This is a genomic window from uncultured Meiothermus sp., assembly GCF_937863175.1.
In the GTDB taxonomy this organism is placed as follows: domain Bacteria; phylum Deinococcota; class Deinococci; order Deinococcales; family Thermaceae; genus Meiothermus.
Window position 1 is genome coordinate 1 of record NZ_CALMCQ010000289.1, and the last position, 11,108, is coordinate 11,108.

The 11,108-nt window shown below is 60.0% G+C and carries 12 protein-coding genes and 1 pseudogene; 4 read left to right on the forward strand and 9 right to left on the reverse strand.

The features are described 5' to 3' along the window. Positions 1-390: pseudogene (locus tag Q0288_RS10915) on the forward strand (hypothetical protein); the annotation flags it as partial. A 38-nt stretch (positions 391-428) separates the two neighbouring features. Here Q0288_RS10915 and Q0288_RS10920 read toward each other — a convergent pair. Further along, entirely contained in the window at positions 429-1,352 is a 924-nt protein-coding gene (locus Q0288_RS10920; RefSeq protein ID WP_299430316.1) for an ABC transporter permease, read from the reverse strand. Positions 1,353-1,355: 3 nt separating this feature from the next. Continuing rightward, the gene (locus Q0288_RS10925) at positions 1,356-3,230 is read right to left on the reverse strand and encodes an ABC transporter permease (RefSeq protein ID WP_299430317.1); all 1,875 of its coding nucleotides are present in this window, start codon (positions 3,228-3,230) and stop codon (positions 1,356-1,358) included. A gap of 66 nt (positions 3,231-3,296) precedes the next feature. Here Q0288_RS10925 and ubiE point away from each other — a divergent pair, with 66 nt between their 5' ends. Beyond that, the gene (gene ubiE, locus Q0288_RS10930; RefSeq protein WP_299430318.1) at positions 3,297-4,055 is read left to right on the forward strand and encodes a bifunctional demethylmenaquinone methyltransferase/2-methoxy-6-polyprenyl-1,4-benzoquinol methylase UbiE; all 759 of its coding nucleotides are present in this window, start codon (positions 3,297-3,299) and stop codon (positions 4,053-4,055) included. A 2-nt stretch (positions 4,056-4,057) separates the two neighbouring features. Then, positions 4,058-4,594 carry a hypothetical protein gene (locus tag Q0288_RS10935; RefSeq protein ID WP_299430319.1) on the forward strand — a complete coding sequence of 179 codons (537 nt, stop codon included), beginning with the start codon at positions 4,058-4,060 and terminating at the stop codon, positions 4,592-4,594. Between the two features lie 62 nt (positions 4,595-4,656). Here the strand turns inward: Q0288_RS10935 and Q0288_RS10940 are convergent, their stop codons facing one another. Continuing rightward, a complete protein-coding gene (locus Q0288_RS10940) occupies positions 4,657-5,499 on the reverse strand; it encodes a R2-like ligand-binding oxidase (protein ID WP_299430320.1) in 843 nt (280 codons plus the stop codon). Positions 5,500-5,572: 73 nt separating this feature from the next. Next, complete coding sequence (locus Q0288_RS10945; protein WP_299430322.1) at positions 5,573-6,043, reverse strand: peptidylprolyl isomerase; 471 nt, start codon at positions 6,041-6,043, stop codon at positions 5,573-5,575. Positions 6,044-6,169: 126 nt separating this feature from the next. Between Q0288_RS10945 and cysK the strand changes: the two genes are divergently transcribed. After that, positions 6,170-7,090: a cysteine synthase A gene (cysK, locus tag Q0288_RS10950; RefSeq protein ID WP_299430324.1), complete on the forward strand. Its 921-nt coding sequence runs from the start codon at positions 6,170-6,172 to the stop codon at positions 7,088-7,090. A 22-nt stretch (positions 7,091-7,112) separates the two neighbouring features. Here cysK and Q0288_RS10955 read toward each other — a convergent pair whose 3' ends face one another. The 5 genes from Q0288_RS10955 to hypD form a co-directional block, all read right to left on the reverse strand. Beyond that, entirely contained in the window at positions 7,113-7,358 is a 246-nt protein-coding gene (locus Q0288_RS10955; RefSeq protein WP_299430326.1) for a Uxx-star family glutaredoxin-like (seleno)protein, read from the reverse strand. Then, positions 7,349-8,518, reverse strand: a complete 1,170-nt coding sequence (locus tag Q0288_RS10960) for an SIS domain-containing protein (RefSeq protein ID WP_299430328.1) — start codon at positions 8,516-8,518, stop codon at positions 7,349-7,351. Before Q0288_RS10960 ends, Q0288_RS10955 begins: the two co-directional genes overlap by 10 nt. A 112-nt stretch (positions 8,519-8,630) precedes the next feature. Continuing rightward, entirely contained in the window at positions 8,631-8,888 is a 258-nt protein-coding gene (locus tag Q0288_RS10965) for a hypothetical protein (protein ID WP_299430330.1), read from the reverse strand. A gap of 46 nt (positions 8,889-8,934) precedes the next feature. Then, a complete protein-coding gene (gene hypE, locus Q0288_RS10970; protein WP_299430332.1) occupies positions 8,935-9,963 on the reverse strand; it encodes a hydrogenase expression/formation protein HypE in 1,029 nt (342 codons plus the stop codon). A 198-nt stretch (positions 9,964-10,161) separates the two neighbouring features. Next, positions 10,162-11,108, reverse strand: a 947-nt coding sequence (gene hypD, locus Q0288_RS10975; RefSeq protein ID WP_299430334.1) for a hydrogenase formation protein HypD, incomplete at its 5' end; no start/stop codon positions are given.

An 11,108-nucleotide genomic window follows, 5' to 3' on the forward strand; every position in this document is an offset into this window, starting at 1 on the left:
GTGGCTGGGATTGTTTTTGTTGCCACTGCCCTGGGGGCCTTTGTGGTGGGGCTGCCCTTTGCGGTGCCCCACACCCTGCTGGCCGCAGTTTTGGGATTCCTGGGGCTGGTGGCCATAAACCTGCTGTGGTTTCACACTTTCCAGATCATGGTAGATGACGATCAGACCTGGCCCAGGGCCATCCGCAAAGGCTGGGACTTGATGCAGCAGGGTGGGTTGGGCGGGCACTTCTTACTAATTGCCCTTCTGGAATCGCTGGTGCTGGTTTCCACCCTAACCCAGGTCGTACCGCTGCAAATTGCCATGTTTTTACTGCTGCTGGGCTTCTCCACGCTGGCTCGAGCGGTGGCCTATGTTCAACTCGTCCCTTCAAGGGCGTTTGAACCGTAGCATGGGCAAATCTATGCGGGAGTGGGCTAAACCAGCGCTCACTTGTCATACGGCCTGCCAACCGCCGCCGGAGGACGACTGCGTCCGATAAAGCCTGCCAGCACCAGCATGGTCAGAATGAAGGGCAGGGCCTGCACGATGGAGGCGGGCAGGATGTCTCCGCCCTGGAGCTGAATCGCCAGCGCCTGCGCAAAGCCAAACAACAGGGTAGCCCCGAGAATACCCAGTGGATGCCATTTGCCAAAGATGAGGGCGGCCAGCGCTATAAACCCAATGCCTGCGCTCATTCCCCGGATAAACTGGTTGAGGAAGCCAATAGAGAGGTAGGCACCGGCAATGCCCGCCAGAACGCCTGATAATATGACCGCCGCGTACCGCATCCGGATCACGTTCACGCCCATGGTTTCGGCTGCTTCAGGGTGCTCGCCCACGGCCCTCAGGCGCAGCCCCCAGGGGGTTTTGAACAAGACCCACCAGATCAGCGGAACCAGCAAGAAAGCCACCACCACCAGGATCGAAATGGTTCCAGTCCCCAGGCCCAGATCCAGGGTAACGTTGGGGAGCCGGTTTTCTACCGGCTGCGAGGTAGAGGTGTTCAAGTAGAGCACCTGTAGCACAATCGAAGGCGCACCCAGGGCAATAATGTTGATAGCGGTTCCGACCACAATCTGGTTGGCGCGGTATTTGATGGAGGCAATGGCATGAACCAGGCCCACCAGACCGCCCATGGTAGCTCCGGCCAGCAAGCCAACCCAGGGAATCCAGGCCGCCTCGAGGCCCCCTGTGGCCACCTCAATGCGGTTGACGGTGATGGCGGCAGCGGCAGCCCCAAACAGGATCATGCCCTCGAGTCCGATGTTCACCACACCGCTTCGCTCGGAGAACAACCCCCCCAGCGAGGTTAGCAGGATGGGTGCAGCCTGGCGCAGGGTTGAAAAGAACAACGCAACAAAAATCTCCATAAATCAGTTCCCCCCTGCCGGTGCAGACCTGGCCTGCCGGGCCTCGAGCTCGGCTTTGGCCTCGGTTTCGACCTGTGCGGCCTGAAGCGGATCGGTAAAGTAGCGCGGCAGCAGCCCCCCCACTGCGATCAAGAGGATGATCAGGGCTTGCAGCACCAGGATAATCTGGTTGCTGATGCCGAGTTGTGCGTTGAGTGCAACCCCACCGGACAGCAGCACCCCAAACAGCGTTGCGGCGAAAAAGATCCCCAGCGGAGTGTTCTGGCCCATCAAAGCCACCGCGATGCCCTCAAAGCCCACCGTGGCTGGAATGGCCTGGCTGAGGCGGTAGGTTCCGTCCATGCCGGCCCCCAGAACGTAGTGGGTAGCGGCCAGCCCTGCCAGCGCTCCAGCAATCGCCATGGCCAGGATCATTTTGCGCCGGAGATTCACCCCGGCGTACTCGGCAGCTCTGGGAGCCAGGCCGGTGGCCCGCAGCTCGTAGCCTGCCGAGGAACGAAAGAGGTAGAAGTTATAAAATATCAGCGCCAGAATAGCAATTACGAATGAGCCGTTGAACAGTTGCGCGGCCATAGCCGGGGGAACCTCAATTGGGAAGCCCGGCAAAAGACCGCCCACCACAAAGCCGGGCACCACCACCGCCAGCGATAGCAGCAGCCGACGCCCAAGGTCTAACCGCCGCAAGGCGAAATATGTCCCGAGTCCAAGCAGCAGTGCCAGCGGCAAGGCCCAGGAAAAAGCTCCATCCTGCACAAAGAGGTTGACCATGAGCGGAATGCGAGCACCTTCCTGCATCTCGTGGCTACGGGCCTCGAGGCCCTCCGCCTTGAAGGGAAGCCAGACTGTCTGCCCAAAGAAGCGGTACTCGTTGCCGGAAATCATGAACAAAAGCACCGAGGCCGCAATGTAGTTCATCATGATGGTGTTGATAACCTCGTTCGCGCCAAAGCGGGCTTTGAGCCAGCCCACCACCCCACCCCAGACAGCCCCACCGAGTGCGGCAGCCAGAATTGCCGCAGGCAGCAGCAACCAGCCCGGCAGCGGCAGGTAAACCCCAGCCAGCATTGCAGACAAGGCCCCAATGGTAAGCTGCCCGGGCGCACCGATGTTGAAGAGCCCCGCACGGAAGCCAAAGGCCACTGCCAGCCCGGTGAAAATGAGCGGGGTGGCAAAGGCCAGGCTCGAGAAAATTCCGGTCAGGGTCAGGATGGGGCTGAACAAAATCTGGAAGGTATACGTCACCAGATCAAGCTCGGTAGCAACAAGCTCGCGCCACCCCAGCCTTTCTACCCCTTCGGCTCCCAGACCAGGCCGCAACACAGAGACCACCACCGCTCCAATCAGCACGGCCAGCAGCAACGAGCCTAGCGGCACCACCAGCCCCCGCATCCGGACCAGGAAGGCCAGCCCCCCTAGCAGTTGCATACGCGCCAGCAGCAGCAACCCCAGCGAGTAGAAGAGTCCTGCATAAACACCCAGGGACAGGGCAAAGCGTCGCAGCGGCGGGCGGCGCGCCCCAGCCGCTACTGCGGCGTCGTTTACCGCGTTTATGGCCTGGTAAAAAAGCACCGCTTCCACCACAAATATGGCAATGCCAACCCCACCCAGGATGTAGAGCATTCGTGCCCTGGTTTCTGCATGGGGCAAAAACATAGCCACACTCGCAGCAATCAGTAGCGCCACCCAGAGCCCGAGTGCAGCCCCCAGCCAGTTGAACCCCAGACCTTCTGGCAGCACCAGCCCCTGGGGATTGATGGTTCCCAGCGGATTGAGCAGGTAGCCGCTGCCATCGAACTCCCGCATCGGCGCCGCCCACGGAGCCAGAATCATGAGCAACAGGGTCAGCAGGCTGACGATCAGAAACAAGTACTTACCCATAACTTCCTCAGAGCGGATTCTACACTGCGAGCAACGTTTGGGTATCCCGAATGCTAAACTACAGGGGTGCAAGACAGTCCCGAAGCCAGAGCCCGAGTCATTCAGAAAATGTTTGCAGAAATTGCGCCACGTTACGACCTGCTCAATCGGGTCTTGTCGGTCGGAATTGACCGCACCTGGCGTGTGGCCGCTGTAGAGGCCGCTCTGGAGAAAAATCCCCGTCGCATTCTCGACCTGGCAACCGGCACCGGCGACATTGCCGTGCTCTTGAAGAAGGCTGCACCCCAGGCCGAGGTTATCGGTGGAGACTTTGCCCCCCCGATGCTCGAGCTGGCCCGTCAAAAAGCCCAAAAAGCCGGGCTTTCGATTCATTTTATCGAAGCCGATGCACTCGAGCTACCTTTCCCAGACAACCACTTTGATGCCGTAACGATTGCCTTTGGTTTCCGCAATTTCGCTGATTACCACCAAGCGCTGGTCGAGTTGCATCGGGTGATTGCACCCGACGGAAGGCTGTGCATTCTGGACTTCCCGCCGCCCCCCCAGGGTAGCCTGGGGGCGCTGTACCGCTTCTACTTTACCCGCATACTTCCCCTGATCGGCGGACTGGTCTCCGGAAGTGCCTCGGCCTACCGCTACCTGCCAGAATCGGTGGAGCGCTTCCCCGATCCCACCACCCTTGCTGCTATGATGGGTCTGGCGGGCTTTAGCACCCGCTATCTGCTTTTCACCGGAGGCATCACCGCACTGCACATAGGAGACAAGCGAGCCCTGAACAACCCTGGGTTCACCGCCCGCACCGGGGAATTTCACCCTGGCGAATAGTTATGAATACTGGCATCGAAATAGATCCCCAGCGACTGCTTCTGGAGGGCATGGAGTCCGGCGAGTTTCCCGACCTCGAGCCCTTTGCACTGGCCCGCGAATATGCCCTCGAGAGCGCCCAGGGTAGCCCTGGCGAGAATGAAATCGTGCGCTGGTGGCATAGCCCAGGTGGGTTTTTCTACGAGTTTAAGCGGTTTCCCGCTGCCTTTTATGGGCGCCTGGGTCTGGTTCAGGGGGAGTACCTGACCCCCAGCCAGGCCCAGGAACTGGTCTGGGAAGCCCTGGCCAGAGCAGATAAAGATCACGCCGAAGTCATGCTTTTCTATACAGCCAACCTGATGCAAAGCGACCAGGACTTCTTCATGGCCTACACGCTGGGCAACATTCGCATTGAACGGGGCGAGGCCCGTTATGCGCTGCCCTTGTTTATGCGTTTGAAGGCCTCCGAGTATCTGCTGGTTCTACTTCGGGTGCAGGGTGAATACCTGGCCTTCAAGCTCCCCAAAGGGCAGCCCATTTTGAAAGGACTCTTGGCATAGCCCATCCCGCGGTCGAGTCTGTTGAAATTTTGCAGCCGACGGCCGTGGTTCTGGCCCGACATCTACACTCGGGTCGGGCTGAAAGGTCGCTGCAAAACCTCGCTGCGGTGCTGAATCTGTCGCAGGGCATAGTTAACAAAATCCTCTTCAGAAATGTCGAAGGGCATGGGCCGGTGGGTGGCGAAAACCTCGTGCACAATTCCGATCGCAACTGGAATCAGCTCGACCATCAAATCCTCCAGCACCTCCTTGGTCTGCGGGTAATGGTGGAGCAGCTTGCTCAGGTTGTGCAGGCCAAAGGCTATGTGGCGGCCCTCGTCAGCCTGCACATACCCCAGTCCCATGCGCAATCCCGGCATCAGGTTTGCCTTTTCCAGCACCTCTTGGTAGGCTCGATAACCCGTCTCGGCCAGCACCCCTTCCACAATCAGGTTGTAGGTGCCCAGCGCCCGAACTTCTGCGACTGGAGTACGATCGGTCTGGAGTGCGTTCATGGCCTGCGGCAGAGCCTGGTAGAAGATCTGCTGCCAGGACGCAACATGCAACCGCGACAGTTCTGGGGCTCCGGCCACCACGCGGTGAAAGCGGTCAAAGAACTCGGCATGCTTGGCCTCCTCGAGCGTCCAGGCCGCAACGTAGAGTGCATCATCGTAACGGCCCTGCTGGCATACATGCAGGAGAAAGGGGGCCAGATCCAGCGCGACAGCCTCCTCTCCCCCGACAAAAAGAGCAGATAGGTGCAGCAGTACTTTTTGCTGGGCCTCGCTCAGGGTTGCCCAGTCGTGTAGATCCTGGGTGAAGTCTATGTCCTGCGGATTCCAGAAATTGCGCTTGGATTTGTGGTACAGACCGACCACAAAATCGTCCTCGACCCGACTGGGCTGGCTGGTAGCGAGTTGTCGCATGGAAAAATTCTATCAGAGCCCAAATGCACAGCAGGGACATATTGAATTTATCCCTGCTGTTCTCGAAAACCGGTTAGTGGTTATGTCCATGCACACCGTGGGCATGTCCGTGCTCGAGTTCCTCTGGCGTCGCGGGCCGCACTGCCGTCAGGGTAACGTCAAAATTCAGGGTCTCGCCCGCCAGGGCATGGTTGAAGTCAATGGTCACATCTTTGCCGTCTAAGTTTAGGACCGTAAAGGGCATGGGGTTGCCCTGGGGGTCTTCGGCATAGAACATGGCCCCTTCGGCCAGTTCGGCATCCGCCGGGAATGCGTCACGCTCGACAACCTGCACGCCTTCAGGATCGTAGAGGCCATAGCCTTTTTCCGGGGACACCGCAATCACCACCCGTTCTCCGGTAGCCTTGCCTTCCAGTGCTTCTTCTAGCCCTTCGACAATATTGCGATGCCCGTGGAGATAGTCCAGTTCACCCTGATCTACTAGCTCTTCTTCCACGTGCAGGGTATAACGAATGGTCACCACCTGGCCTTTGCTTGCGGTCATAGAGACTCCTCTCGATTCACAGAAACCATACCGCGTTTCTGCGAGACAGTCGAGTATAAAGCATCCAGATGAAGCAATAGTAGACCGATGCCAGTACCACCCGCAGCAATGACCTATGCTTTAGACATGTTTATCGAGCAGGTCATCGGCAAGACCCCAGTGGTTCGACTCAAGCGTATGGTAGAGCCCGGCATGGCCGAGGTCTGGGTAAAGCTGGAAGGTGACAACCCCGGCGGCTCCATCAAAGACCGCACGGCCTGGTATCTGATCAGGGATGCCGAGGAGCGCGGAGTGCTAAAGCCGGGCTCAGGACAACTAATTGTAGAGCCCACCAGTGGCAACACCGGCATCGGCCTGGCTATGGTTGCAGCCAGCCGGGGCTACAGGCTGATCCTGACCATGCCCGCCCAGATGTCCGAGGAACGCAAGCGAATCCTCAAGGCCTATGGGGCCGAACTGGTACTAACCGACCCCAGCCGGCGCATGCTGGCCGCCATCGAAGAAGCCAACCGCATTGTGGCCGAGCAAGGGGCCTTCATGCCCAATCAGTTCGACAACCCGGCCAATGCCCTGGCCCACTACCAGACCACCGGGCCAGAAATCTTCGAGCAAATGGAAGGCCGCCTGGACGCCTTCGTATATGGCTCGGGCACCGGGGGCACCATCATGGGGGTGGGCAGGTATCTGCGTGAACGGCTGCCCAGGGTGCAGATCATTGCCTGCGAACCCCGCCGCAGCAATGTGCTTTCGGGCGGCGAGATGGGCTCTCACCAGTTTCAGGGAATGGGGCCTGGCTTTATCCCTCCCAACCTCGACGTCAAGATGCTGGATCGGGTAATGCAGGTTTTGGAAGAAGATGCCTTTCCGCTGGCCAGGCCGCTGGCCCGCACGGAGGGGCTTTTTGTGGGGATGAGTGCCTGTGGAATGATCTGGGCCGCCCTACAGGTTGCTAAGGAGCTTGGGCCCGGCAAGCGGGTTCTGACCATCGCCTGCGACTCCGGGATGAAATACCTGTCTACCCCGCTGTTCGCCGATGAATCCGGCTAGAATTAAGACCGTATGGCCACAATTATGCGCGCCGGTCGGGGTCGAATCCCACCACACACCCACGCCCTTGCCAGCCGATCTGTTTGACTTCTCCGTCCTCGAGCAGCACCGGGACGGTGCGTTGCTGGGTCAGAGCCAGCATTCGACTTAAGGCCTGTACATCGGCTTCCACGTCGTATTCGACAAATTCTACCCCGCGCCACTCGAGGTCTTCCCGCAGTTCGGCGGTAAACTGACAACTCCGGGTTCCAAAAAGTTCTAGCGCCATACCTCCCCCAACCGCTCACGGATCACATGGTAGACCGATGCCTGCACTTCCTGAATGCGCGGGATGTGGTCAGAACCCACCACAAGGGCCGTATCGGCCAGGTTTTGCCGCACCACCTCGCCCCCATCGTACCCCAGCAGCGCAATGGTCAGCAGTCCGCGTTTACGGGCCTCGTGCAGGGCCATGAGGATGTTTTTGGAGCCGCCGCTGGTGGAAATGGCCACCGCAACATCTTCCGGCCGGGCCTGAGCGATGAGCTGACGCAGAAAAATAGCCTCGGTTCCTACGTCGTTGGCAATGGCGGAAAGGTTCGCCGGCTCCAGCGCCAGCGAGATGGCCGGAACCGGCCTCCAGTCCCCCGGAGGATCCACACAGTCGAGCGCAAAATCGTTGGCGTCCGTAGCCGAGCCGCCGTTACCGAAGAGGATAAGCTGGCCGCCGAGATTCAACCGCTCGACCATCGCGCTCACTGCCTGGGCGATGGTCTCCGACTGCTGCTGGGCCACTGCCAGCCGAAGCTCCGCGTCCTCGGCCACCTTCATGCGGATCGAGCGGGCCACCTCGGCCAGCAAGGCCCTGGTATCCTGCTTTTCACCACTCAGGAATGGGTACAAAAAGGAGCTTTCCCCGAGTTCATAGCTGCTTTCGCGGTGTTCGAAAAACACGTGCACGGTCTCCCAGAGAACATGGTAGAGAACCTCGACCATCTCCTGGTGAATGAACGGGTTCTGCGTCGGGACTTCCACCGCATAATCGCCCTCGAGTCCCGTAAGGGCAAAGGTGAGCGAACCTTTGTGTCTGGCCAGCTCGAGGGCCTCCTCAACCGCCGCATCGCCCGCCGGGGGAGCAAACCCCATCACCATGTCTTCGGGCCGAAGCAGGGCTGGTAGCCAGGAGCGGAAGTGGAGCGAGAGGTCGAGCGCAGGCAGGGCCCGCTTGCCCACAATCACTGGATGCACAAACTCCACCGCGACATGCTGCGCGTCGGTGGCATAGGCTCCCTGCCCGAAGGCCAGCAGCCGCCCGCCCGCCAAAAACCGCTCGGACATCTGATGGCAGACTCCAGCCAGTGGGTCGGCTTGCTGGTCAAAAAAACCTTTTGCCAGGGCGTTGCGCTCCTGCATCGCCCTGTGAATCTGCTGGGACATCATACGGGTCATAGAAGTCCGCCGAGGTTACTGCGAGGGATTCGGGCCGGCCAGCCACCCTGCTTTAGAGTACTTTGTTACTGGTACAGAGCCACCAGCCAGCAGGGCTCAACTGGGTCACATTCTATCTTCCTTCTAGCTTTTGCTTAACTTTTGCTACGAACTCCTCCGGGTTTCTGGGGGCTATCGTCACATATTTCAGCAGCCCCTTTTTCTTTCGGGTGCTTACCAGCCCCCATAGCTTAAAGACAGTCCAGACCTCCCCTGCCCTGCCTCTGGAGCCCAGGTAAACATCTTCGATGTTCGAGAAAGGAATACGCCTTACGGTAAAACCAAGGAGGGTTATTTCCACCGCATCCGCAGTAATTTTATAGCCGAACATACTCACCTCTCCCCGGAGCGGAGTCTTTACCTGTTCAGTACGCCTCTCAGCAAATCCTGGGCAGGGGGTCGCCGACCAGCATGTCCACCACCCGGCTCGAGCCATAGCCGCTTACGGTGTAGACCACGCCCGCAGGGTTCTCCACCGCCTCGCCAATCAGGGTGGCTTCTTCCCCGCCGGGAACCGCACGCACAGCTTCCAACGCCACTTCGATGTACTCTGGCGCCACAATGGCAATGAACTGACCTTCGTTGGCAATATGCAGCGGGTCGAGGCCCAGAATCTCGCAGGCCCCCCGCACCTCGTCGCGGATTGGGACGCGATCTTCGTAGAGCTTAAAGGCGAGTCTGGCTTCCTTAGCCAGCTCGTTGAGGGCGGTGGCTACGCCCCCACGGGTAGGATCACGCATCCAGCGCAGTCCTGGCGCAGCCGACTGAATCAGGGCCTCGACCAACGGCCAGACCGAGCGGGTGTCGGACTTCAGATCGGCCTCGAGGTCGAGTTCCCCTCGAGCCAGCAGAATCGTGATGCCATGATCGCCAATCGGGCCGGAGAGCAGCACCCGGTCGCCAGGGCGCACCGAGGTTGCCGATAGCGAGACCCGGCTGTCCACCAGTCCGATGCCGCTGGTGCTGATGTAGAGCCCATCGGCCTTGCCATGCTCGACCACCTTGGTGTCGCCCCCCACCACCTGCACCCCGGCGGTCTGGGCGGTTCGTTGAATGGCCTCAAGCTCTCCCTGCAAGGTTTGAACCGAGAGTCCTGCCTCCAGAATCAGGGTTGAGAGCAGCGCCAGCGGCCTGGCCCCCGAGACGGCCAGATCATTGACCGTACCGTTGACGGCGAGTTCCCCAATCGAACCCCCTGGAAAGCGCAAAGGCTTGACCACGAAGCTATCGGCGGTGAAGGCCAGAGACGTACCGCTCAGACTGAGCAAGGCTGCATCTTCCAGCGTTGGGTTGCCCAGGATGGGTGCAATTAACCCTTCCACCAGGCGGCGGCTGGCCTTGCCACCCGCCCCGTGGGCAAGTTCGATCTGTGCGTCTTTGAAGCGAATGATGGGGGGTTTGGTCATAGAACTCGAGCCATTACACCTGGCCCTTTCTCTCCTTGTGTGGAAGGTGGGGGATGAGGGGTGTTGCGCCAGCGCGAAGCGAGGCGAAGGTCTTTTGCACTCGAAACATCTGCGGGTTCTGCCAGCTCGACCCCTCACCGAGCCGCTGCCATAAGGGGAGAGAGACTGGGAGGAAGTGCGGTTCAGGTTTCAAGTTAACTAATCCCCAGAGACCAGTTCGGTGCGGTGCACATAGTTGAAGTAGGCTGCACAGGCGCCTTCGCTCGAGACCATCAGTGCGCCAATCGGATGCTCGGGCGTGCACTCTTTGCCAAACAGCTTGCACTGGGGCGGCTTGAGCACACCCTTCAGTACCTCGCCGCACTGGGCTGCTTTGGGATCGGTAACCCGCACACCCGCCACCTCGAACCGGGCCTCGGTATCCCACGGGGCGTACTCGGGGCGCAGCCTGAGGGCCGACTGGGAGATGAACCCCAGCCCTCGCCACTCGAAGTAGGGGCGCAGCTCGAAAACCTGGGCCATCGCGCCCAGCGCAGCGCGGTTGCCGTCCCAGGGCACCACCCGCTCGTACTGGTTCTCCACTTCGGCCCGGCCCTCGTTTAGCTGGCGCAGTAACATCACCATGCTTTGCAACAGGTCAAGCGGCTCGAAGCCCGAGGTAACCACGGGCTTGCCGTACTCCCTGGCAACGAACTCGTAGGGCCGGCAGCCGATAACCGTGGAAACGTGGCCAGGGCCGACAAAGCCGTCGAGGCGGAGGTCGGGCGAGTCCAGGATGGCCCGCAGGGCCGGGACGATGGTGACATGGTTGGAGAACACGGAGAAGTTCTCGATCCCCATCTTCCTGGCCCGCATCAGCGTGAGGGCGGTGGAGGGCGCGGTGGTCTCAAAGCCAATGGCAAAAAAGACCACCTGGCGTTCGGGGTTCTTCTCTGCAAGCTTGAGCGCATCCAGAGGAGAGTAGACCATGCGGATGTCTGCCCCCCTGGCTTTGTGCTCGAGGGGTGTCCCCATCTGGCCCGGCACCCGCATCATGTCCCCAAATACGGTCAGAATCACCTGAGGGTCTTGTGCGAGTTTGAGACCGTCGTCTACCCGGCCCATTGGCAGCACACAGACCGGGCAGCCGGGGCCGTGGACGAGTT